Origin of the sequence: Streptomyces graminofaciens, from assembly GCF_030294945.1 — a bacterium.
Taxonomy (GTDB): Bacteria; Actinomycetota; Actinomycetes; order Streptomycetales; family Streptomycetaceae; genus Streptomyces; species Streptomyces graminofaciens.
The window spans coordinates 2,182,573-2,205,375 of sequence record NZ_AP018448.1 but is presented as its reverse complement, the minus strand read 5'-3'; the positions used below and the strand labels follow the sequence as shown (position 1 = coordinate 2,205,375).

Annotated in this window: 19 protein-coding genes; 11 read left to right on the top strand and 8 right to left on the bottom strand. The window is 68.1% G+C overall.

The window, feature by feature from the left end:
• Positions 1-48 precede the first annotated feature (48 nt).
• Both SGFS_RS09570 and SGFS_RS09565 read left to right on the top strand, forming a co-directional pair.
• Positions 49-1,716, top strand: a complete 1,668-nt coding sequence (locus tag SGFS_RS09570) for a peptide-N4-asparagine amidase (RefSeq protein ID WP_286249373.1) — start codon at positions 49-51, stop codon at positions 1,714-1,716.
• A 144-nt stretch (positions 1,717-1,860) separates the two neighbouring features.
• Entirely contained in the window at positions 1,861-3,300 is a 1,440-nt protein-coding gene (locus SGFS_RS09565; RefSeq protein ID WP_286249372.1) for a cation:dicarboxylate symporter family transporter, read from the top strand.
• Between the two features lie 103 nt (positions 3,301-3,403).
• On the opposite strand, the gene SGFS_RS09560 is transcribed toward SGFS_RS09565, so the two are convergent.
• Positions 3,404-3,859 (bottom strand): MarR family winged helix-turn-helix transcriptional regulator, encoded by a 456-nt coding sequence (locus SGFS_RS09560; RefSeq protein ID WP_286249371.1) that lies wholly within the window; start codon positions 3,857-3,859, stop codon positions 3,404-3,406.
• Between the two features lie 112 nt (positions 3,860-3,971).
• Between SGFS_RS09560 and SGFS_RS09555 the strand changes: the two genes are divergently transcribed.
• The gene (locus SGFS_RS09555; RefSeq protein WP_286249370.1) at positions 3,972-5,921 is read left to right on the top strand and encodes an ABC transporter ATP-binding protein; all 1,950 of its coding nucleotides are present in this window, start codon (positions 3,972-3,974) and stop codon (positions 5,919-5,921) included.
• Positions 5,922-5,974: 53 nt separating this feature from the next.
• Complete coding sequence (gene mltG / locus SGFS_RS09550) at positions 5,975-6,826, top strand: endolytic transglycosylase MltG (RefSeq protein ID WP_286249369.1); 852 nt, start codon at positions 5,975-5,977, stop codon at positions 6,824-6,826.
• Positions 6,827-6,847: 21 nt separating this feature from the next.
• On the opposite strand, the gene SGFS_RS09545 is transcribed toward mltG, so the two are convergent.
• From SGFS_RS09545 to SGFS_RS51360, 3 genes are all read right to left on the bottom strand, one after another.
• Positions 6,848-7,927: an NAD(P)-binding domain-containing protein gene (locus tag SGFS_RS09545; RefSeq protein ID WP_286249368.1), complete on the bottom strand. Its 1,080-nt coding sequence runs from the start codon at positions 7,925-7,927 to the stop codon at positions 6,848-6,850.
• Between the two features lie 219 nt (positions 7,928-8,146).
• On the bottom strand, positions 8,147-9,022 hold the full coding sequence (locus SGFS_RS09540) for an ABC transporter ATP-binding protein (RefSeq protein WP_286249367.1): 876 nt from the start codon (positions 9,020-9,022) through the stop codon (positions 8,147-8,149).
• Positions 9,023-9,329: 307 nt separating this feature from the next.
• Positions 9,330-9,413, bottom strand: coding sequence for a putative leader peptide (locus SGFS_RS51360; protein WP_350284083.1), 84 nt, complete (start codon positions 9,411-9,413; stop codon positions 9,330-9,332).
• A gap of 124 nt (positions 9,414-9,537) precedes the next feature.
• Between SGFS_RS51360 and SGFS_RS09535 the strand changes: the two genes are divergently transcribed.
• From SGFS_RS09535 to SGFS_RS09525, 3 genes are all read left to right on the top strand, one after another.
• A complete protein-coding gene (locus SGFS_RS09535; protein ID WP_286249366.1) occupies positions 9,538-9,960 on the top strand; it encodes a secondary thiamine-phosphate synthase enzyme YjbQ in 423 nt (140 codons plus the stop codon).
• Between the two features lie 84 nt (positions 9,961-10,044).
• Positions 10,045-11,568, top strand: a complete 1,524-nt coding sequence (locus SGFS_RS09530; protein WP_286249365.1) for a recombinase family protein — start codon at positions 10,045-10,047, stop codon at positions 11,566-11,568.
• Between the two features lie 138 nt (positions 11,569-11,706).
• Positions 11,707-12,369 carry a recombination directionality factor gene (locus SGFS_RS09525; RefSeq protein ID WP_286249364.1) on the top strand — a complete coding sequence of 221 codons (663 nt, stop codon included), beginning with the start codon at positions 11,707-11,709 and terminating at the stop codon, positions 12,367-12,369.
• 441 nt (positions 12,370-12,810) lie between these two features.
• Here the strand turns inward: SGFS_RS09525 and SGFS_RS09520 are convergent, their stop codons facing one another.
• Positions 12,811-13,995: a DUF6907 domain-containing protein gene (locus SGFS_RS09520; protein WP_286249363.1), complete on the bottom strand. Its 1,185-nt coding sequence runs from the start codon at positions 13,993-13,995 to the stop codon at positions 12,811-12,813.
• Between the two features lie 437 nt (positions 13,996-14,432).
• Here SGFS_RS09520 and SGFS_RS09515 point away from each other — a divergent pair, with 437 nt between their 5' ends.
• From SGFS_RS09515 to SGFS_RS09500, 4 genes are read left to right on the top strand one after another with little or no spacing between them, the layout of a single operon-like run.
• Positions 14,433-14,858, top strand: a complete 426-nt coding sequence (locus SGFS_RS09515) for a DUF6507 family protein (protein ID WP_286249362.1) — start codon at positions 14,433-14,435, stop codon at positions 14,856-14,858.
• Positions 14,858-17,365 carry a hypothetical protein gene (locus tag SGFS_RS09510; protein WP_286249361.1) on the top strand — a complete coding sequence of 836 codons (2,508 nt, stop codon included), beginning with the start codon at positions 14,858-14,860 and terminating at the stop codon, positions 17,363-17,365. The genes SGFS_RS09515 and SGFS_RS09510 overlap by 1 nt, the downstream gene beginning before the upstream one ends.
• A 13-nt stretch (positions 17,366-17,378) precedes the next feature.
• Positions 17,379-18,245, top strand: coding sequence for an immunity 49 family protein (locus tag SGFS_RS09505; RefSeq protein WP_286249360.1), 867 nt, complete (start codon positions 17,379-17,381; stop codon positions 18,243-18,245).
• Positions 18,242-19,666, top strand: a complete 1,425-nt coding sequence (locus tag SGFS_RS09500) for a DUF6177 family protein (RefSeq protein WP_286249359.1) — start codon at positions 18,242-18,244, stop codon at positions 19,664-19,666. Before SGFS_RS09505 ends, SGFS_RS09500 begins: the two co-directional genes overlap by 4 nt.
• A 391-nt stretch (positions 19,667-20,057) precedes the next feature.
• Here the strand turns inward: SGFS_RS09500 and SGFS_RS09495 are convergent, their stop codons facing one another.
• The 3 genes from SGFS_RS09495 to SGFS_RS09485 form a co-directional block, all read right to left on the bottom strand.
• Complete coding sequence (locus SGFS_RS09495; RefSeq protein ID WP_286249358.1) at positions 20,058-20,588, bottom strand: proline dehydrogenase; 531 nt, start codon at positions 20,586-20,588, stop codon at positions 20,058-20,060.
• Positions 20,589-20,752: 164 nt separating this feature from the next.
• On the bottom strand, positions 20,753-21,268 hold the full coding sequence (locus SGFS_RS09490; protein WP_286249357.1) for a hypothetical protein: 516 nt from the start codon (positions 21,266-21,268) through the stop codon (positions 20,753-20,755).
• Between the two features lie 63 nt (positions 21,269-21,331).
• Positions 21,332-22,533 (bottom strand): IS3 family transposase gene (locus SGFS_RS09485; RefSeq protein ID WP_434026647.1). Its coding sequence is split into 2 segments (ribosomal slippage): positions 21,332-22,248 and positions 22,248-22,533, totalling 1,203 coding nucleotides; the frame shifts between segments, so codons are not numbered across the junction.
• Positions 22,534-22,803 lie beyond the last annotated feature (270 nt).

Here is a 22,803-nt window from a genome sequence, read left to right as displayed (position 1 = left end):
CGGAGGCCTCATTGCGGCGGGACGCCGACTCCCCGTAGAACACCGCCCATGAGAAGCCGGATCGTCATGTCCATGCTCGCCGGAGCGACCCTCCTCACGAGCTCACTCCTGGTAGCCACCCCCGCTCAATCCGCCGAGGCCCCCGCCCGGTCGGCTCAACCGGTGGCCGTCCCCGCCGAGTTCGGCACCGACTGGCACGACCCGATCACCGCCGCCCCGCCCGTCACCAGACCGAAGAACACCAAGTCCTGCGAAGTGACGGTCGCCGAGGCGCAGTTCAGGGACTTCACGCCGTACAGGGGCACCTATGCGCCCCCGGGTGACTGCGGCAGGAGCTGGAGCAAGGTCGTCCTGCGTCTCGACGGCAAGGTGAAGGGCCGCCAGTACGACCGCCTCGGCCATCTGCACATCGGCGGCGTGGAAGTCTTCCGGACGTCGACACCCCAGCCCTCGCCCGACGGTATCGAGTGGTCCGTCGAGAAGGACGTCACCCGCTACAGCGACACCCTGCGCTCCGCGCAACCCGTGGAGATGCTCATCGGCAACGTCGTCGACGACACCTACACGGGCATCCTCGACGTCAAGGTCACCCTGACCTTCTACGCCGCCAGACCCACCGCGAAGACCGCCGAGACCACCCCCGACCGCGTCCTCACCCTCCAGGACGGCAACACCCTCACCACCCCGCGCAACAGCGAACGCGTCGTCGCCGAGGTGTACGCCACCGGCTCCGGCGGGGGCTGCGAGGAGTACTGGTATCTGACCGTGCCCGACTCGGCGCCGTACTCCTGCAAGGCGACGGACGGCCCGTACCGAGAGGTGCAGGTCGAGGTCGACGGGCAACTGGCCGGAATCGCCGCGCCGTTCCCGACCGTGTGGACCGGCGGTTGGTCCAACCCCTTCCTCTGGTACGTGATCCCGGGCCCCCGCGCCTTCGACATCCAGCCCATCCGCTACGACCTCACCCCCTTCGCCGGGCTCCTCAACGACGGCCGCCCGCACCGTGTAGAGGTCTCCGTGGTCGGCGTCCCCGAGGGGCAGAGCGGCTGGAGCACCCCGGTCAACGTCCTCGTCTGGCAGGACGAGAAGAGTGAGCACGTCACCGGCGCGCTGACCGAGTCCCGGGCGGGCGACCTCGCCAGCGCCTCGACGTACACGCCCGGTGCGGAGCACCGCCTCGACACCGAGGGCGGCCACCGGCTGACGGTCTCCGGCTACGTCGAAACCTCGCACGGCCGCGTGACGACCACCGTCCGCCGCAGCCTCGCCAACACCTCCGTGCACACCTGGTCGGACGGCGAGAACCCCGACGCGCTCAAGGCGCGTTGGACCGACGACGAGACGGTCACCGTCGACGGGCGCGGACCGGCCAGGGCGACCCGTACGCAGCGGTCGTACACGATGGACGGCACGACGACGCTCGGTGCGGGCGACCGGCTGCGGACGGTACTGACGCTGGGGGACCGGGCGGCGGTCACCGGGACGTACGGCGGGCGGCGGACCGCGTGGTCCCGGCTCGACGACACCTACACGGGTGACGCCACGTACACGGCGGGTGTTCCGCGTGACCAGCGGCACGCCGTCGGGACGACCAGCGAGCGCTACCGGCTGTACGGATCGGGCGGTTGCTACGACCGTTCCCTCGTCACCGTGCAGGGAGTACTGACGGAGGACAAAGGGAGCGGAGGGGGCAGGGCGGGCAGTTCGGGCTGTTGACGTCTCATGCGTGCGCCGTGACGCCCGCTCGATGATTTACGTGCCGGAAACACGGCGGTCTTCCCCGCGATCGAGATCTCCCCGATAGTGATCCGCGCGGAAGCACTTTTCCGCATACCAGAAAGTCCCTTCGGAGGAGTGCCCGTGCCGCAGTCCGTACCGTCCCTGCCGCGACGCGTCGCACGCATGCTGCGTACCTCACTTTTCGCGCAAGTCGGTGTTGCGCTTGTGCTCGGAATCGTCGTCGGAAGGTTGTGGCCGGACACGTCCACGACCTTCCAGCCGCTCGGCGACGGTTTCGTGCGACTCATCAAGACGGTGATCTCGCCGCTCGTGTTCTGCGTGGTCGTCGTCGGCATCGCCAAGGCCGGCAACCTCAAGGCGTTCGGGAGGATCGGGCTCAAGGCCCTGATCTGGTTCGAGGTCGCCTCCACGGCCGCGCTGCTCATCGGCCTGATCGGCGCCAATGTCTTCGGCCCCGGCTCGGGCATGAACGTCGACCCCTCGAAGCTCGACACCTCGGCGGTCGACGCCAAGACCGCCGGTGGCTCGCTCCCGTCGACCAGCGAGTTCATCCTGAACGCGCTTCCCCAGAGCGCGATCGGCGCCTTCGCCGAGAACGCGCTGCTCCAGGTGCTCGTGCTCGCCTGTCTCACCGGTGCCGCGCTGCTGCACCTCGGCCACACCAAGGTGCCCAAGATCCTGCCCGCCATCGAGCAGGCCCAGGAGGTCATCTTCGCGATCGTCGGCTTCATCATGAAGCTGGCCCCGCTCGCCGTGTTCGGCGCGATGGTTCACCTGGTGGGCGAGTACGGCCTCGGCGTCATGAAGACCTACGCCAAGCTGATCATCCTCTGCTACGCCGTCGCTCTCGTCTTCCTCGTGCTGCTGGGCGTCGCGCTGAAGCTGATGACCGGGCTGAGCCTGTGGAAGTTCGTCCGCTACACCCGTGCGGAGATGCTGCTCGCGCTGGGCACCGCCTCCAGCGAGAGCGTCATGCCGCGCATGATGCAGAAGCTGCGCCAGGCGGGCGCCCGTGACGACGCCGTGGGTCTGGTGCTGCCCACGGGGTACTCCTTCAACCTCGACGGCGCGTCCATCTACCTCTCCATCGGCACGCTGTTCATCGCCCAGGCCGTGGGCGTCGACCTCAGCCTCAGCCAGCAGATCACCGTCATCCTGGTGCTGATGCTGACCAGCAAGGGCATGGCCGGCATCCCCGGTTCGGCCTTCCTCGCCCTGTCGGCGACCGCCTCCTCGCTCGGCGCCATCCCCGCCGGAGCCGTCGCGCTCCTCCTCGGCGTCGACCGCATCATGGACTCGATGCGCGTCGTCACCAACCTGCTCGGCAACTGCGTCGCCGTCTTCGCGGTGTCGAAGTGGGAGGGTGCGCTGGACACCGACCGGGCGAAGAAGATGCTCGACGGGGAGATCCAGTTCGTGGAGGAAGAGGACGAGCCCGGCGAGGAATCGGCCAAGGCCGGCGAGCCTTCCGCGCGGGCGGAGGCGCCCGCTCCCGCGCAGGCGGAGGTCCCCGCTCAGTCCAAGGCCGAGACCAAGGAGCCCGCTCCCGAGCTCGGTTGACCACACCTTTCGGCATGACAGGGGCCCGGCGCAGCACACTGCGCCGGGCCCCTGTCATGCGTCCAAGGCAATTCATTCACTTCATTCACTCAAAGGAATCGATTCAGCAGCGCCGCTCCGCCCCCGGCGCCCCATCGACCAACGTGTCGAGCAGCCCGCCCAACACCCCCCGCTGCTCGTCCGACAGCGGCGCCAGGATCTCCTCCGCCGCCGACCGTCGCGCATGGCGCAGCTCCCGCAGCACCTTCCGCCCCTCGTCCGTGACCTCGATCCGGATCACCCGCCGGTTGGTGGGATCGGGCACCCGGCGCACCCGCCCGCTCGCCTCCAGCCCGTCGACCAGGGTCGTCACGGCGCGTGGCACGACCTCCAACCGCTCGGCCAGATCAGCCATGCGTGGCGGCGCCTCGTAGTGCGCGACGGCGCGCAGCAGCCGGGACTGAGCTGGGGTGATTTCCAGCCCGTTCTGCTGGAGGTGGTGCTTCTGGATGCGGTGCACACGGCGGGTCAGCCGCAGCAGCTGCTCGGCGAGCAGGCCGTCGGCGTCAGGGCTGGTCATGCGGGAACAATATCAGGACCATGTTCATTGTGAGTATAGGTAACGATGGGCTACTCTCCCTGGCAGTTGCCTGACATCGTCCCGTTCGGCCATGACACCTCCGAAGGAGCCCATGCATCCCCACGACAAACCCGCCTGGACCCCCGGGCGCACCGAGGCGGACAAGCCGCACCAGCCCCGCCAGCTGCGCCGCATCCTGGCGCTCTTCCGTCCCTACCGCGGCCGCCTGGCGATCGTCGGTCTTCTGGTCGGCGCCGCCTCCCTCGTCTCGGTCGCCACCCCGTTCCTCCTCAAGGAGATCCTCGACACCGCGATCCCCGAGGGGCGCACGGGTCTGCTGAGCCTGCTCGCGCTCGGCATGATCCTCAGCGCGGTGCTCACCAGCGTCTTCGGTGTACTCCAGACACTGATCTCCACGACCGTCGGCCAGCGCGTCATGCACGATCTGCGCACCGCCGTCTACGGCCGGCTGCAGCGCATGTCGCTCGCTTTCTTCACCCGGACCCGCACCGGCGAGGTCCAGTCCCGCATCGCGAACGACATCGGCGGCATGCAGGCGACCGTCACCTCCACGGCCACCTCCCTGGTCTCCAACTTCACCAGCGTGGTGGCCACACTCATCGCGATGGTCGCGCTCGACTGGCGCCTCACCGTCGTCTCGCTGCTCCTGCTGCCGCTCTTCGTGTGGATAAGCCGCCGGGTCGGCGGCGAACGCAAGCGGATCACCACCCAGCGCCAGACACAGATGGCCGCGATGGCCGCGACGGTCACCGAGTCGCTCTCCGTCAGCGGCATCCTGCTCGGTCGCACGATGGGCCGCTCCGACTCGCTCACCAAGGCCTTCGCCGAGGAGTCCGAGGGGCTCGTCGACCTCGAAGTGCGCTCCAACATGGCCGGACGGTGGCGGATGTCCATCATCACCGTCGTCATGGCCGCCATGCCCGCCGTCATCTACTGGACCGCCGGCATCGCCCTCCAGTTCGGCGGCCCGTCCGTCTCGGTCGGCACGCTGGTCGCCTTCGTCTCGCTCCAGCAGGGCCTGTTCCGGCCCACCGTGAGCCTGCTGAGCACCGGCGTCCAGATCCAGGCCTCGCTCGCCCTCTTCCAGCGCATCTTCGAGTACCTCGACCTGCCCATCGACATCACGGAGCCCGAGAATCCCGTCCGTATCGACGAGGTGAAGGGCGAAGTCCGCTTCGAGGGCGTCGAGTTCCGCTACGGCGGCAGCGACGACAACGACGCCAAGTCGCGCCCGATCCTCGACGGCATCGACCTCACCGTCCCGGCCGGCGGCAGCCTCGCCGTCGTCGGCCCGACCGGCGCCGGCAAGTCCACACTCGGGTGCCTGGTGCCGAGGCTGTACGACGTCACGGGCGGCGCCGTCCTGATCGACGGGGTCGACGTGCGCGACCTGGACTTCGACACGCTCGCCCGCGCGGTCGGCGTCGTCTCCCAGGAGACCTACCTCTTCCACGCCACGGTCGCCGAAAACCTGCGCTTCGCCAAGCCGGACGCCACCGACGAGGAGCTGTACACGGCGGCGCGCGCGGCCCAGATCCACGACCACATCGTGTCCCTGCCCGACGGCTACGACACGGTCGTCGGCGAACGTGGTCACCGTTTCTCCGGCGGCGAGAAGCAGCGCCTCGCCATCGCCCGCACCATCCTGCGCGACCCGCCGGTCCTGATCCTCGACGAGGCGACCAGCGCCCTGGACACGCGCACCGAACACGCCGTGCAGGAGGCCATCGACGCGCTCTCCGCCAACCGCACCACCATCACCATCGCCCACCGGCTCTCCACCGTCCGGGGCGCCGACCAGATCGTGGTCCTCGACTCCGGGCGCGCGGTCGAACGCGGCACACACGAGGAGCTGCTGGAACGGGACGGCCGGTACGCGGCACTCGTACGGCGGGACGCGCGACTGGAGCCGTCGGCGCGAGCAGGGGCAGACCCGGAGCCGTCGGCACGGCCGGGGGCAGACCCGGAGCCGTCGGCACGGCCGGGGGCAGACCTGGAGCCGTCGGCGCGAGCAGGGGCAGAACTGGAGCCGACAAGATGAAAGTATGCACGAATATGCCGGATTTGGAGTGATTTGCAGGTTACCGTGCCCGCATGCAGACGAACACTCCGCCACCGAGCACGATTCGACTGACGCGTCGGGGCCGGGCCGCCCTCATCGCGACCGGAGCCGTCGTGGCGGCCACCGCCGTGGCGGTGCCGCTGCTGAGCGTGGAGAGCGGTGGCGGCGAGGCGAAGCGCCCCACCTCCCTGGTGATTCCGGAGGGCTGGCGCGCGACCCAGGTGTACGAGGCCGTCGACAAGGCCCTTGCCCTGCCCGCCGGCGCCACCAAGAAGTCCCTGGCCAAGGCCGGGCTGAGGCTCCCGCCGGACGCCGATGGCAATCCGGAGGGCTACCTCTACCCGGCGACGTACCCCCTGGCGGAGAAGTCGACCCCGGAGTCCCTGCTGGCCTTCATGGTCGACACCGCGAACAAGAAGTTCGGCGGCGGTCAGGTCACGGCCGGGGCCCAGCGCAACGCCATGAACGTCTACCAGGCGGTCACCATCGCGAGCATCATCCAGGCCGAGGCGGCGAGCAAGGCCGACATGGGCAAGGTGGCGCGGGTCGTCTTCAACCGCCTGCAGCGCGGCATGCCGCTGCAGATGGACTCCACCATCAACTACGCGCTGAACCGCTCCACGCTGGACACGAGCGTCGACGACACGAAGATCAACAGCCCGTACAACTCGTACCAGCGCATGGGTCTGCCGCCGACGCCGATCGCCAACCCGGGCGAGGAGGCGATGCGTGCCGCGATCAACCCGGCGCCGGGCAACTGGCTGTACTTCGTCACGGTCAAGCCGGGCGACACCCGCTTCACGGCCAGCTATGAGGAGCACCTGCGCAACGTCGCCGAGTTCAACCAGAACCGCAAGAAGCCCTCGCCGACCGCTTCCAGGTGAGCGTCGGACGTCGTACGGGGCTCAGGCGGTGACCGGTTCGCCCGCCAGCAGTCGCCTGATGTCCCGTACCGCCGACCGCCCCGCGCGATTGGCGCCGATGGTGCTCGCCGACGGGCCGTAGCCGACGAGGTGGATCCGCGGATCGGCGACCGCCCGGGTTCCGTCGATCCGGATGCCGCCGCCCGGCTCGCGCAGGCGGAGCGGGGCCAGGTGGTCGAGGGCGGCACGGAATCCGGTCGCCCACAGGATGACGTCGGCGTCCACGTGACGTCCGTCGGCCCACTGCACCCCGTCCGGCGTGATCCGGTCGAACATCGGCAGCCGGTCCAGGACGCCGTCCGCGATGCCCTGCCGGATCGCGTCGTTCAGCGGCAGCCCGGTCACGGACACGACACTCCTCGGCGGCAGCCCCTGGCGCACCCGTTCCTCCACCAGCGCGACGGCCGCGCGCCCGGCCCCCTCGTTGAACTCCCCCTCCCGGAAGACCGGCGGACGCCTGGTCACCCAGGTCGTCGAGGCGGCGTACGGGGCGATCTCCAGCAGATGTTGCGTCCCGGAGGCGCCCCCGCCCACGACCACGACCCGTAGCCCCGCGAACTCCTCAGGGCCGGGGTACTGCGCCGTGTGCAACTGCCGACCCCGGAACGTCTCCTGACCGGGATAGCGCGGCCAGAACGGCCGTTCCCACGTCCCCGTCGCGTTGATCAGGGCCCGCGCCGACCACACGGCGTCGCCCGAGGTCTCCACGAGCAGCCGCCCGCCGTCCCCCTCCCGCACGGCCCGCACGTCGACGGGACGCCGTACGCGCAGGTCGAACGTGCGCTCGTACGCGTCGAAGTACTCCCCGATGACCTCGGAGGACGGACGCGACGGATCGGCGCCGGTCAGTTCCATGCCCGGCAGCGCGTGCATTCCGTGCACCTTGCCGTACGTCAGTGACGGCCAGCGGAACTGCCAGGCGCCGCCCGGGCCGGGGGAGTGGTCCAGCACCACGAAGTCGCGCTCCGGCTCGAAACCCGTGCGGCGCAGGTGATAAGCGCCGGCCAGACCTGCCTGACCAGCGCCTATGACGACTACTTCGACCTCACGCACGTTGTTCACGCTTCTACTAACTGTGGGGAGGTCGCCGATCTTCCCGAACGATCGATCAAGCAGCCGGAGGGCCCCGGACAGGCCTCGGGCGGGCCCCGGACAGGCCTCGGCGCGACCGTGATCGTGGCGTTGGCGGCGGCCGAGGAGTTCCCGCCGCAGCCTGTCAGGGCCGGGGCGGGAGCGAGACGTCGTTGCATGGGGGATTCCGGGCGGTTGGGCAAGTCGGGTTCAGGGGCGCCGCGAGGGGGAGCGTTCGCGTGGCGCCGGGGGAGTTCGGGCTGCCTCGGCGGCGGTGTCGACGCCCAGCCGTTCGAGGAGGTGGCCGCGCAGCTCGGCGAACCGGGGGTCGGCGATGTCACGGGGGCGGTCCAGGTCGACCTCGGTCTCGTACGCGATGACACCCTGGTCCATCACCAGGACGCGGTCGGCGAGCAGCACCGCCTCCTCCACCTCGTGCGTCACGAGCAGCACCGCGCAGCCGCGGCGCTGCCACAACTCGCCCACCAGACGCTGGGCCTTGATACGGGTGAGCGAGTCGAGGGCGCCGAACGGCTCGTCGAGCAGCAGCAGATCGGGCTCACGGACCAACGCCCGGGCCAGGGTGACACGTTGGGCCTCGCCACCGGAGAGGGTCTTGGACCAGGCGCCCAAGCGGTGATCCAGGCCGACCTCCGTGAGCGCCTGCTTCGCGCGGGCCCGCTCGGGCTTGCCCGGCAGCCCGAGCAGCACATTGCGCCACACCCTCCTCCACGGCATCAGCCGCGGTGCCTGGAACGCGAACGCCGTGCGGCGCGCCACGAGGACGGTGCCCTCGATGTCGCGGTCGAGCCCGGCGAGGATGCGCAGCAAAGTGGACTTGCCGCAGCCGCTGCGGCCGAGCAGGGCCACGAACTCGCCCGGTCGGACGTCGAGTCTGAGGTCGTCGATGACGGCCCGGCCGTCGAAGGAGCGGGTCAGCCCCTCGACATGCGCGGCATGCACGACGCGGGCACCGGCGGAGGCCGCCTGGGCGCCGGAACAGGCGGTCACGACATCGGCGTGGGCGTTCTGGGCGCCGGCAGGGCCCGCCTGGGTGCTCACCGGCCGGTGAATGTCGGTCGCCATTGCGGCAGGATTTCGGGGAGATCGGGAGAGCGGTGCGGGGCGTCGGCTGTATCCGGAACATCCGTCTTGGGTCCGGGTGGGGCATGGCTGATGCTCATGAGAGCTCCACGAGGAGGAGAGCGCCGGTGGGGGCGGCCCTGCGACACCACCGCGTCGGACGCCGGTCGACACGGCTGGCCTCAGTGGACCCGGCTCAACGGAACGGGTCCAGACGGAAGCGGACGGCTTCCGGCGGAGACGAGCGGGGGCCGAAGGCGGCGTCGGGTGTGCGGATAGGGCGGCGGCAGGCCGGAGGAGGTGAAAGGCGTCAGTGGCCGCGACGACACGCGGCGGAGGCCACCCGCAGCAGGTCGATGTGACCGCGCGAAGTGAGCATGACTGAACGCGACATGCGGCCGAACGTAGCCAGATGGTCCGTGTACGGTCAATGGGCATCTCGCGAGGTGGACTCGCCGTATCACCGGATGTGCGGTCGCCGCGGGCTCGAACCACGACGATGCGCGAGGATGGCGGTCATGTCCGATTCCTTCACCACCCGAGTTCTGAACGTCGCCTCCGGTTCCCGTGAGCGGGTCGTCGATCTCACCCGCGAGTGCGAGGCGTTCCTGCGCGAGGCGGCGGCCGACCGGGACGGTCTCCTCAACCTCTTCGTCCCGCATGCCACGGCCGGGATCGCCATCATCGAGACCGGCGCCGGCAGCGACGACGACCTCCTCGCCGCACTGCACACCCTCCTCCCGGCGGACGACCGCTGGCAGCACCGCCACGGCAGCCCCGGCCACGGCCGCGACCACGTCCTCCCGGCCATCGTCCCGCCCCACGCCACACTTCCGGTCGTCGCCGGCCGCATGGAACTGGGGACGTGGCAGTCGGTGTGCCTGGTGGACACGAACATTTCTAAAGACAACCGTCAGGTTCGTCTGAGCTTCCTGGGCTGAGCAAGATCATCCTAGGTGTGGCCGCCAAATCTCCGTACCTTGCGTGTTCGGAACGGAGAAGTCTTGCGCGGTACGGACCTGAACATGATCGAACGCCCCTACGACGGATGCGGAAAGTGCCTGCTAGGAGTACGGCGGCTGTCGCGGATGAAGCTAGCTACGTCGTCTCCGGAACGGCAGCGCGAGGACGTGCTTACCACCGCGGCCTCCGTCGGGGGCCACATCATCGGCTGGGCCGACGACTGGGAGGTGTCGGGCGCGACCGACCCGATGACCCGGCCGAAGTTGGGCCCTTGGCTCCGCGATGAGAGGGGTCCGTACGACGGGTTGGTGGCTGCCGCCGTGGACCGGCTCGGCCGCAACGTCGTGGACTGCCTCAACACCGGCTACAAGATGCGGGACGAGGGGAAGCTACTCGTCACCTACGGCCATGACGGTCCGTGGGACCTGAACGATCAGGTGGACGAGAACCGCTTCACTATGGAGGCCTGGGGGGCGCAGATGGAGCTGCGGGCCATCCAGCGCCGAAACCGCAACGCTACGGAGAAGACGCGGGCAGCGGGACGCCCGAAGGGGAAGCCCTCCTACGGGTTCCAGTACGTGCGGACCGTGATGGGCGGCAAGATCGATCACGTCGTCCTGCATCCGCACGCCTCGACTGTCATCCGTAGGGTCGCTCGTCGCATCCTGGCCGATCCGGAAATCGTCACCGCCAGCAGCGAGGCGGCCCGCCTGAGCCGGTCCGGAGAGCTTTCGCCCGCTGACCACTTGGCCGTCATGTACGGCAAGCCGGCAGGTGGCCGCCCGTGGCAGCCGACAAGCCTGAAGAACATACTTCTGTCCGAGGCGGCCTTGGGCTACTTGATGCACCAGAACAAGCCGGTGATCGACCGAGACGGAAACCCCATGCGGCTCTGCGAGGGCTTGTGGGACCGTCCCACGCACGAGGCCCTGAAGAAGGCCCTGGTTCCCCGGCGAACACCCTGGATCGGCCGCCGTGCAAACCGGCCTTACATGCTGACGGAGTTGGCGCTGTGTGGGCAGTGCCACAACCGGCTGTACACGCAGACCTCACGCGATGAGCCGCCTCGATACGTGTGTACTGCCCGGAACAAGGGATGGCTGAGTGCGAAGGAGTGTCGGCCTGCACCACTGATACAGGCACGGCTACTGGACGCGTGCGTGGAGGAATGGTTTCTGCAGAGGTTCGGCGATGGAATGATCTTCGAGACGGTCTACGACCAGGGGAACGGCGTGGCGGAACGCGTGGCCGAGCTCAAGGCCAGCCGCGAGCGCCTGCGCGCTGACCGCGAGGCTGGACTCTATGACGCGCCAGATGACGCTGTGTGGTTCCGGGAGAGGTACGCGGCGATGGGGCAACGGCTGGCGGAGCTCGAATTGGAGCCGGAACGCTCGCCGGGTATGGTCCGGCGGGCGACGGGAGAGACCGTGCAGGATCGCTGGGACAAAGCGTTGGATGTCCAGGCCCGTAAGGAAATCCTCATGGACTTCGGTGTGCGGGTCATTCTCTACCCGAATTCAGCACCGGTGCGCTGGGTGGCAGGCGTAGTGCACGGACCGGAACGTGATCCAGCGGGCGTTGCATGAAGTCCGGTGGGCCGCTTCATTGCATCTGATTCGACGGCTGTGTGAGGGCTTCGCCCCTACACGAGAACACCGGCTCAGCCAAGCTCCAGAACCCGTGCATCCTTGGATCCTCGGAATCCGAAGGGCAGGAGTGCTGGCATGGCCCAGATATACGGTCGTGAAAAACTCGTCGGCCAGATCACGGCGGAAGAGTGGCGGACCGGGCGACGGGCAGGGCTTCGCCCCTGGCTTTTGACCACCAAGAGCAGGGAAGTCGCGGAGCGCGCTTCCGGGCTGTATCAGGGAGAGGTGGCGTGTGCCGCTTCCGGAGGCGACCTTCATGCCCGGAAGCTCTACGCAGAAGGCATCGCGGTGATTGTCGCCAGTGTGGCCAATGTGAGGCACCGACTGGCTCTGGAAAGCGAACGGGGACTCGTCCATGCCTGCGACGGCTCGAGGTCGCTTCCCCCGATGCCGGACGAGGGGCAGCCTTGCGGGTGCCCCGATGATCCCTTTGAACGCAAGGCGGCTGCGCGGGCTGGGGCGGGGCCAAGGCCTGATGCCCGTGTGATTTTCCGCCTAGCGGCAGCTCCGGGGCTGGGTGAGCTCTCGTTTCAGTCGTCGGCATGGCAGTTCTACGAATCATTGGAGTCGGTGTCTCACAAGGTGAAGCGAACTGGCGGGCCGGTGCAGATGGAGTTGGTCCTTCGAGAGCAGCGCTTGGCGACCAGGTCGGGGCTCGATGTCTCGTTTGCGTATCCGGATGTGCACTCCGTGCGCCGTCTTCCGGTGACCCAAGCTGGTCTGCATCTGGCTGCCTGATGGAGAGAGGAGTGAGGCAGCAGGATTTCGCCGTAAGAGCAGCTCTCGGCGACGGGTGAAAAGTCAGCCGCCGCCGACGGCAGCCGGTGGAACTTGTCCGTCCAGATGGTGTACCTGCTCGCCGTTGAGCTCATTAGATGTTCTGGCGTCCATATCGCATGCCGAACAGAACCCGGCGTACAGCCCGACTCGTCTGCCGCCACCTGCGGTTTTACCTGGGAGAGGGCCTCTGACCTGCGTCGGAGGCCCTTTCCGATCTTTCAGGAGCTTGCCGCGTTAGGCGGCAAAAAGTCCCTCGGAAGTCCCTCGGACAGAGCTGAAAGTCCCTGAAAAGTCCCTGGAGCGGAGGGGCGGGCGACGCCTCTGAGCTGGGTGTTCGCGACAGCTGTTGGAGCATGGCGCTGGAGCCGCAGGCATCGTGGCGGCCCTGGCCCGGCGGGGTTACGCGGCCTCGGCGTCGGCCGTCGTGTCGTTCCGCGCGGCCCATTCGGCGCGGGCTGCGGTGAGCCGAGGGTGCATGGCGCGAAGCTCTTCCAGCTGCCCGGCCACCGTTTCGATGAACTCGGCCAGCTGGTCCGGACCCATCGGGCGGGTGTACATGTCGGCGGCTACTTCGACCAGTACGTGCGGGACTCGGTAGGCCGGGCTGACTGTCGAGTCCGGACTTACGGCGAGGTGTGCGCAGAGCACCTGCCAGGACTCGTACTCCTCGTAGGCCTCGGTGTATTCGGCAGAGGCCACAGCGCCGTACATCTGGTGGTGTACGTCGGCCGGGTGGGGCCTGCCCTTCATTTCAAAGGTGTGGTCCGTCGTGCACCAGGACGGGCAGGTGACGGTGTGCCGGGTGCCGTATCTGTCGTCGTACATCCAGGTGCGGTCAAGCGCTGCGGCCGTCTCGCCGGTCCGCCCGGATACCAGGCACGCGAGCTGCGTACGTGCGGCCCGGAGCTTCGCCAGGTGCGCGCTCATGTCGCTGATCAGTTCGTCGACCTCTCCGAGGTCGAGCGTCGGCCAGTCGCCGCCGGCCACGAAGTCCAGGCCGGGCGTTTCGTCGTCGACCTGGGACAATTGGAACGCCATGATGCCGTTTCTGCGCTGACAAGCGTAAGGGCGGTGAGCCCCCATGGCGATTAGCGGGCCGTGGTGAAGGTGTTCGCGCGGGTCCTCGTGTTCCCTGGGGTTTCCATCGCAGAACGAGACGCCAGCGGGGCAGGCGGTCATCTGCGGAGTGCCCGATGGCTCGTGGCTGGCGGAGACCTCCACCTTGTCCGCGAGGGTCTCGAGCTCGTCGGCGAACCTGCGAAGCTCCGTCGCCTTGACGCGGGCCTCGGCCGCAGTCGTGTCCGTGTCGCCCAGACCGATGATCGGCTTCGAACCAGACAGATCCAGAAGGTGCGCATTCAGCAGCTCCCGGCCGTCATTGCCCTTGACGGTGTGCAGGGTTCCGAAGTGGTCGTAGTGGTTGCCGGTTTCTGTGCACCAGTCTGGGTGGACAGTGCACGGCTGCCGGTCACTGGGCTCGAGGCTTGCCTCGGTCGGGGGCATCGAGGGGGCGTCGGCAAGTTGGAGGGCCCGGGCGGGGAAGTCCTCGTCGCTCTCAGTGGCTGTCGTTGCGATGATGCTCACGCTTCTCTCCTTGTTGCAGAAAGGCTGGGGCAGAGACGTTGGCCTGTGGGCGCGACTGTCGAATGCACGGCTGTTCTGCTGCTTCGGTCCTCGTGGTCACCCAGCCTCGCCAAGGTCAGGCACCTGCCTCTCCGTTCGGGCGGCACTTGCCTCAGAACTGGCAGCTCGGCGGTACACTGCGCGGCTTTTGCGGCGATGCGGAGCACGGTGGGGCGCTGTGTAGACAACGTGATGTCGGCGAAGTAGTGGCGACGCTTCGGTTGAAGGGGGGCGAGCAGGCGCCCGTTCTCGCCGTGTGAAGTGACTGGTTCCAGCCTCATGCCGCAGCACGATGTTGTGTCCGCAGTGGCGTACGCGAGAGCATGTTCGATGATCGATGAGACGTTCGTCTTGTCGGGACAGTCGGTGCGGCGGCAGGGGCTGACGCTCTGTATCGGGTGGCTCTTGGCGTGTACGGGGGTTGGGAGAGCGGTGTGACGGGGTGGGACATAGACCCGGTCGGGGTGCGCGGTGTTCTGGAGACGTCGGGTACGCATGGGAAGAACCTGTCGGAGGCGGGTTCGGCGATGCAGGGCAACCTGGAGGAGGCCGCCTCGGCGGCGGGGATGATCACCAGTCAGTACGGGCCCTACACCAGCACCGTTGGCGTGGTGGGCGCGGCGCTGGGGGAGTTTCTGCAGCAGTGGAGCCGTGACCTGCTCTATATCGCCGAGCGGGCGTCCAAGTCGCTGAGCGGGGCTGCGGAGGCCACCGGGCACTACGTCGAGGGCGACCTGACTCTGGCGGCCAACGCACAGCGTGAAGCGGCCAAGGAACCGAAGGTCGAGCTGCCTGGGGTCGATACGCCGGCCAAGGGTCAGTGATGGCGGACGAGGCGAAGCTGATCGACCCGTCGGGGATACCGCAGTTCCTCGGGGATCTGTCCACCCTTGGCATCGACGTGATGTTGCTGTACGCGAACGCGGGTCAGTTCCGGGCTTCGGGCGCGGATCTGCACACCGCCTTCCAGGGGTTGTCGGCCTTCTACCGTGCCCCGGAGGCCCATGACCTGTTCTCCTCCACGCAGCCGGTGAAGGCGAAGGCGGACGCGTTCGCGGACGATCTGGAGAAGGTCGCTGGCGCGTTGGATGAGTATGGTGTCGATGTCAGGCCGCTGGTGGAGAAGTTGGCCACCCTGAAGGCGGACGCGCGGACGTTCGTGGACTCGGTCGCGGGGGACGACGACTGGCGCAAGGACAAAGACAAGGTCGACACCAATAATGGCTTATGGCGCGAGGTCAACCAGACAGTCGCCGCCTTCCAGGCCGCTGAACGCGCCTGCCACAACAAGATCACCGCCCTCGTCGGCGGCACCACGCTCACCGTCGATGACGGTTCGCACGGCGAGAACATGTACGGCTATCGCGCCGAGGACCTCGATCACGCCGGGGAGACCCCGTGGGGCGCGGCTGTCGAGCAGGAGTACGAGGGCTGGGACTGGTTCACGCACACGTCCGGGCAGGTCTGGGACGGTTTCTGGACCGACGGTGTGATGGGCACGGTCCATGGCGTGGGCACCCTGTTCGGCGCGGACGGCTCGGACGCGGCGGGCGAGGCGTGGACGGGCCTGGCCAAGCTCGGCACTGCCTCCTTCCTGACCAGCGCCACCCTCGGCACCTGGTGGCTGGTGCCCGACGACAAACTCCCCTCGTGGCTGCGCGATTCCCGCACCACCTACAAGCAGACCGTCAAGGGATTTGTCGCCTGGGACACGTGGGAGAGCAACCCGGCCCGGGCTGCTGGCGCCGTCAGCTTCAACGTCCTGGGCCTGCTGGGCACCGAAGGGGCGGGCGCGGCGGCCACCGGTGTCGGCCGGACCGGAGCGGCCGCTCGTGCCGTGTCGGTCGTGGGCAAGGTCGGCCGGGCCGTCGACCCGTTCACGTATGTCGGCAAGGCGGGCAAGTTCGCCTACGTCAAAGTCGGTGACGCCTTCAGCACATTGAAGAGACTGGACTCCGGGGCAACACTGGACCTGCTCGAGCGAGGCGATGCCCTCCGGTCGCCCAAGGTTCCCGACAACGCGATCCCGTACGTCGACGACGCGACCGGAAGGGTCGTCTGCCTCACCGACAAGGGCCACCTGCTCAACGCCGACGGCACCCTTCACCAGCACGCCTCCCAGGCCAAGGCCGAGCCGTCGGCCGCCGCCCGCGCCGGGGACGACTCCACGTCTCGCGCCCCGGTGACAGGAACCCGGGAGCCAGAACTCGTCGGTGCTCACGCGGGGACGAATTCCGTCGCCGACGTGGGCCGGACGGGCGAGCGCGCTCCGGGCAACGGTGTCGGGCATGGTTCGGGAGACGGTCCGGGAACGGGCAGGGGGACCCCAACCGGTTCCGGACCTGGACATGGCGGGCCGCATGACCGCGCCACACGGTCGGCAGGGCCCGATGAGCATCGGGCGGATCGGGCGGACAGCGACGGCTCCCGTGACGAAGGACAGCGGAAGCTGACTCCTGCCGAGCGCAAGGCCATTCAGGACGAGCATGTCCGGAGGGCCAACGAAGACCCGGAGTGGCGCAAGAAGCACTACGACACCCTCGGACGCAGGAGACCCCATATCGGACTGGTGGACGGCGTCGAACTTCCCCAGCTCGCGAAGGATGCGCAAGGGCGCTTCGTGGCCAAGCACGACCTGCCGAGTGGTCCGTCCGAAACCCGGTTCGGTGCGAAGCCGCTGCCGCGGAGTACCGCCCCCGACGACGTTCTTCCGAGGCTCGACAGAAGGACCGCTGACCGTCGCGCCTATATGGACCTCATGAACGCGCAGAAGGCCTTCGACGAGACGCCCTCGACATCGAACCGCGAGGCCCTTGCCGCTGCTCAAAAGGCCTATGGAAAACAGCTCGGAGACGTGCCTCCGAACAGCAAGATCTCCGAGAAGCTGGGTGAGGACGCCTCCAGGCTCCACGCCGTTCGACGCGAGTTCCCGGACGCTCAGGAGATCGACCTCCCCAAGACGCCCACCGGGGCCCACATGTTCGACGGCGCATACAGGCTTGAGGACGACAAGATCCTGATCGTTGAGGACAAGGCGCCGGGAAACGATCTCCAATGGCGACAGGGACGAGCCGACCCCGAGGATCCTGGGCGACCGCACGTCGGCGACGACGGCGGGGCGGCCGGTATGCGAGTGAAGCAGGGAACGTATCTGTACCTGCGGACCATCCTGGGCGAGATGACGAAACGTGGCGGTCGGGACGCCGAACTCGCGCGAGAGTTCAGACAGGCGCTGAAGGACAGGAAGTTGCAGTACGTCCTGGTCAAGGTCCAGGAGCCGGACGGCACCCTCTATGCTGGCGTCGTGATCGAACACATGAAAATCAACTGAGAAAGGGAGGGGCGTGGTCATCCATATTTCCCGTCACGACTTCCCCGTGGACAACGTGGCCGAAGCCATGGCGCCGATCGTCCAAAGCAACGACGAAGCACTTGCTGAACTCGAAACGTCAGAGTTTGACCGCTTCGATGCCTTGGACTATTCACTGACTGTCGCCAAATGGAACTGCCTGACGGATCCCTCGGGTGAGGAATTTTCGACGTGGGAGACCTGGGTCACCGCGATGCAGGTCGGATCGGGCCTGTTCATCTCTGGAGCGGCTGCGGAAGGCCCTGTCCCATGCCGTATCGGAGGAAAAGGTGAGATCAAGAACCTTCCGGCAACCGGCCCGCAGGAATATCTGCACGCCGGCAACTGGCTCACCACGTACTACTTGGCGGTGATCTGCCGGGAGAACGAGCGTCTCGACCAACTCGCCCGTGTACCCGTCTCATTCCTGCGCGCGTCAGGTGTGGAGTTCGACGAGTACGTCTACGCCTGGGTGGAGACCCTGCAGAATGCCTGGTTCGGCCGCCCGGAAACCTGGAACACCCTGGCCGCCGCGATTGATGGGACGGACCCCGAAGCCCCCCGTATTGCCAGTGCCGAACTGATGCTGAAAATCCTCTATCCGCCGCTGGAGATCTTCCACCGCTACCAGCGGCAGGAGCCGGAGCCGTTCAACACCGCTCTTGCGGAAGCACTCACCTGGCATCGCGAGTTCTGGACCGAGAACGAGACACGGTCAAAGAGCAGCGAAGGCCTTGTGGCTCTGGCCCCATTGGCCGTCGCCTGCATGGCGTTCGACGCGGACATCCCGGTCGACGTCGAATCCGCGTACCTGCCCAAGCACCTCCTCGAACGTTCCTGGGTGGGCGAGTTCCCGACGTGACCAAAGACGTTATAGCCCTCACCCCGAAGATGCCGGATACCCGCTCCTTGATCGCCGGCCTCTCAGCAGGCGGCCCCGACCTGGGACTGACCTCCACCGGTGACGGCGGCGTCCTCCAGCTGTGCACACGCGCCGGCCGTCCCCTGGTCTCCGTCGAGGCACCCCTCCTGGTCCACATCCCCGGCGAAGCGGAACGCCTCCTCGGCCCTGATGTGTCAGCGCCACCGCCGCCCTACTGGTGGACCGAGACCCGCGCCTCGACCTCGGTACCCGAAGCAGAAGCTCTCGCTGAATCGTTGTGTGGACGCCTGACCACGCTGCTCGGCGGGACAGCGTGGCCACGCGCCGCAGGTACGACACGCGTGGTGGCCATCCCGCAGGACCAGTCGGCCGATGACGCACAGGAGGTCGTCGCCCCCTCCGCTCCCACCGTTCCCTCGGTCGACGTCCTGACCGACTCCACGGCGGTCGTCATCTCCGACCGTCCCGTCCTCGCCTTCACCACCTGGCTCTCCGACGTCCTGCGCACCACGAGCGCCACCAACCGCGCCCTGCACCTGGTCACTCCGCCCCAGACCCGGCTCACTCTCCCCCTGCGCACAGCGCTCAGAGGCGCCCCCAACCGGTGGGTGATCCAGGCCCCGGCCGGCGGCTTCTACGACGGCCTGTCCGGGGTCCCCCTCGCCTGGCAGCAGGGCACGTTCCTCCCGACCGGCACGACGGTCGTCGATGCGTTCACCCAGCAGACCGAGCCCACCCCGGAACGCCAGTTGACCGTCACGTTCCGCACGGTCCACGCCCCCACCGACGACCTGGTCCTCGGCCGCGGTCTGGAGACCGCCTGGCGCCACCTGACGGGTGCGGCGCCGGTGGGCTGGAGTACGTCGGAGCCGGTCAACCTGCCCTGGTCACCACGCCAGCTGACGGACCTGGCCCGCGACCGGTCACCAGCTCCGACCCACCTGGTCGCGATCGGCGCACCGGACCAACCGTCCATCGCCACACACCGCATCACGCGTACGAAGGCTGGCGTCGCCCAAGACATCGCGCTCACGCACGGATACACGTCTGCTACGGACGTTCCCCTGGACGCCATCGAAGCCCTCGCCTCCGCGCTGGTCGACGAGCATGGCCTGGTGACGATGCTCACCACGCTCCGGGCAGCGCGCGCGGACCTGACCCTGACCCCGCGTCTGGAGGCCCCGCCCCTCCCGCTGTCCTTCACCCTCGGCGCCCGAGACGTCAACGCCATCGGCCTCACCCACGCCCGACGACCACCCGTCGCCCTGCGCCCGCGACAACTCGGCACGCACGCGCACCCTGCCCTGCACTATCTCTTGAGCGACGGAACCGACTCCGGGGCGTGGACCGCGCTTCAAGATCTCACCGCCCACCTCAAGGCCGCTCCTGGAGCGGGGTGAATCGGCCTGATGAGGAAGAGCCTCGTCCAACTTGAACCCGCAGGTTATTGGGGCTGGTTGAGTCAGCGATCTCGTACTCGTGCTGGTCGCGGGTGGTTGTCTGCGCCCGAGATCGTCTGTCAGCGTGCGACTTCGGTGTGGGTCAGCACAAGCAGCGCCCGCAGCAGCGTGGTCGCGTAACGGGCCGACAGCCGAACCTGGTGATGATGCGCAGCACGTTTGTTGAGTGTGCAGGCAGTGGCGCCCCGTCGAGGGCGTCTACGACGTCGCTACGCGATGAGTGGCTGTTTTGATCTTCGACTTCACTGATCAGCCCGCACCGAGTTGCGCAGCAGGTCACAGCACTGAACGACCTCACCTTGGCGAATCGCTGGCGAGCCCAGGACCGCGACTAGTAGACGCGTATCCGGCTATCGCCGAGGACGTCGGAGGCCGCCGCTCGGAGGCTCTTCACGGCCTGGTACAGCAGGTGCTCCCGCTCGGCGGCGAGCGCGGTGTCCGCGGCCTTGCGGGAGGTGTCTTCCGCGTGGGCATCACGCACCATCCGTCGCATGACCTCGGCGAGGTCGTCGGCCGCGTGGACCACACTGTAGACCGCCTCCACCACGGAAGGCGGACCCTCGAGGATGACGAACTCGGCGGCCCGGTGGACGCCGCGGACCTGGGCTGCGAAGCGCTCCATCTTCTCGTCGACGTCCCGCAGGTCCGGCCGGTCCGCCCGCAGCGCGTCGCGCACTGCGTCCAGGGCGACATCGCGGTCGTACACGGCGCTCAGGTAGTTCGCGGAGGCGTCCCGGCGGTGCTGCCGGCGCCACTGGCCGAACTGCGAGCGCGCCGCCGCGCGCCCGGTGACCATCGCGGAGCCGAGGGTGGCAAGTGAGCCTACGGCGGCGCCGAGCAGCGCGGTGAGTCCAGCGTCCATGGCACCATTCTGCCTACGTCCAGGCCCAGTTGAGGCGCGACCAGAAGCGAGATCAGGTGGGGGTGAGCGCCAGGCCGGTCGGGTTTGCGACCGGAGTCCGGTGAGTTGGCAGGTTGAGCGCGGCCCGTTCATACGGCGAGCACCGGCCGACCCACGCTGGTCCGTCACGTGAACCAGGCGTCCGGCTCATCCGGAACGGGTCGGCCTCGCTCCGGAGCGGCAGCCATGATCGTCTCTAGATATCCGGGCAGGGCCGGTGCGGGACTGATGTCGTGCGCGTCGATGATGCCGTCCATAAGGACAACCGCAGGCCCGACTTCGTTAGGGTCGGCGCGCGGGTACCGCGTGATCAGGCTCCACCAGCCGCCATGGATGCGAACAACCCGCTTCGGCTGCTGCGGCGCCCAGGAGTCGTACACCGCTACTGCCTTCACAGCAGCCGGATCTTCTGTGGCGTATTCGGCGGCATACTCACCGAGTTCCTGCAGCAGCGCAGCCACGAAGGGGTGCTGCAGGGGAGTGGGCACGACGAGGTCGACCAGGCGCAACTCGCACGGGTCAGGATCGGTGATGCCGTCGTTGTACTCGTCCCACAGATACCGCTTGCGGTACGCATCCCAGGTGCGCCAGTCCGCAAGCTCCCGGATGAGCCGATTGGCCAGCTCGTCGCGGGTGGACAAGACTTTGTCCTGTGTCGGAGCCACGGCAGCGGATGGGCCTTGACCCGGATTCTTGGACACGGGCTATGCGGCTTGGGCCAGGGTAGTTGCTGTTGTGTCGAATGCTGTCTCGTAGGCGATGGGACTGCGTTGTCCGAGGCTGGAATGACGGCGTCGGGTGTTGTAGCGGTTGAGCCAGCGGAACGCGTCGAGACAGGCCTCGCGTTCGCTGGACCAGTGCTTTCGGCCCTGAAGCGTCTCGCGTTTGAACGTCGCGTTGAAGGACTCGGCGAGCGCGTTGTCCGCCGAGCTGCCGATCGCGCTCATGGACTGGCGGACGCCAGCCTGGCGGCAGGCGTCGGCGAAGGCCCGGCTGGTGTACTGGGCCCCGTGGTCGCTGTGCATGACCGCCCCGGCGAGGCTGCCGCGGGTCCGTTCGGCCGCGGACAGGGCGTCGGTGACAAGGCCGGTGCGCATGTGGTCCGCGATCGCCCAGCCGGCCAGGCGGCGTGAGGCGAGGTCGATGACGGTGGCCAGATACAGGAACTTCCCGCCGTCCAGCGGGAGATAGGTGATGTCGCCGACGTACTTCGTGTTCGGCTCGCTTGCTGTGAAGTCGCGGCCGATGAGGTCCGGGGCCTTCGCCGCGGCCTGGTCCGCAACAGTGGTGCGGTGTCTGCGGCGCAAGCGCACGCCCGCCAGACCGGCACCCCGCATCACCCGCGCGATCCGCTTGTGATTGACGCGCTCGCCCGCCTCGCGGAGCTCGGCCGTGATCCTGGGGACGCCATAGGTGCCGTCCAACTCGCGGTGCACGACCCGTATCCGGGCAGCGAGTCGGGCGTCCGCCGCCCGCCGGGCGGCCCGGTCCGCGGCCGTCGCCCGCCAGTAGTAGAAGCTGGAGCGGGCGACGCCCAGGATGGTGCACAGCCGCTTCACGCCGTAACGGCGCTGATGGTCGGCGACGAACTGGAAGCGGTTCACCAGCGCGTCTCCCCGGCGAAATACTTCGCCGCCTTCCGCAGGATCTCGCGCTCTTCCTCCAGCTCACGGACCTTCTTCCGCAGAGCGGCGTTCTCCGCCTCCAACGGCGTCGGCGGCTCGGTCGGCACATCCGCCCGGCGCCCCCGGGGCCGGCTCGCTCCGGCCGCTCGGACCCAGTTCCGCAAGGTCTCGGGGTTGATCCCCAGATCGGCGGCGACCTGCCTGATCGTCGCCTCGGGACGCGACTGGTACAGCGCGACCGCGTCCGCCTTGAACTGCGGCGGATAGTTCTTCATGACCACGAGATGTCCGTTCTCAGATCCTCAGGATCCAGTGTCTCGTGTGTCCAGGATCAAGGGTCAAGGCCCGATGGCGGCGTTCCCGACCCAGGCCCGAGCGGGCCATGCTTACGGCGTTTGCCCATGCCACCCACTCTGGTACCGCCGCAACGTCAGCGGGAGGGGGCATTGGTGTGCGAGCCCAGTCACACACCAATGCTCAACTCGCCATCTGAAATGCAGAGTCACAGCTCTCGGTAGCACGGGCAGCGTGCTGCTCGCGCACTACCTGCT

Bases quoted from the DNA above. Each gene is read 5' to 3' on its own strand.
- SGFS_RS09570 (WP_286249373.1), top strand. From the start codon at position 49: ATGAGAAGCCGGATCGTCATGTCCATGCTCGCCGGAGCGACCCTCCTC.
- SGFS_RS09560 (WP_286249371.1), bottom strand. From the start codon at position 3,859: ATGACCAGCCCTGACGCCGACGGCCTGCTCGCCGAGCAGCTGCTGCGG.
- SGFS_RS09555 (WP_286249370.1), top strand. From the start codon at position 3,972: ATGCATCCCCACGACAAACCCGCCTGGACCCCCGGGCGCACCGAGGCG.
- mltG (WP_286249369.1), top strand. From the start codon at position 5,975: ATGCAGACGAACACTCCGCCACCGAGCACGATTCGACTGACGCGTCGG.
- SGFS_RS09540 (WP_286249367.1), bottom strand. From the start codon at position 9,022: ATGGCGACCGACATTCACCGGCCGGTGAGCACCCAGGCGGGCCCTGCC.
- SGFS_RS51360 (WP_350284083.1), bottom strand. From the start codon at position 9,413: ATGTCGCGTTCAGTCATGCTCACTTCGCGCGGTCACATCGACCTGCTG.
- SGFS_RS09535 (WP_286249366.1), top strand. From the start codon at position 9,538: ATGTCCGATTCCTTCACCACCCGAGTTCTGAACGTCGCCTCCGGTTCC.
- SGFS_RS09530 (WP_286249365.1), top strand. From the start codon at position 10,045: ATGATCGAACGCCCCTACGACGGATGCGGAAAGTGCCTGCTAGGAGTA.
- SGFS_RS09525 (WP_286249364.1), top strand. From the start codon at position 11,707: ATGGCCCAGATATACGGTCGTGAAAAACTCGTCGGCCAGATCACGGCG.
- SGFS_RS09510 (WP_286249361.1), top strand. From the start codon at position 14,858: ATGGCGGACGAGGCGAAGCTGATCGACCCGTCGGGGATACCGCAGTTC.
- SGFS_RS09495 (WP_286249358.1), bottom strand. From the start codon at position 20,588: ATGGACGCTGGACTCACCGCGCTGCTCGGCGCCGCCGTAGGCTCACTT.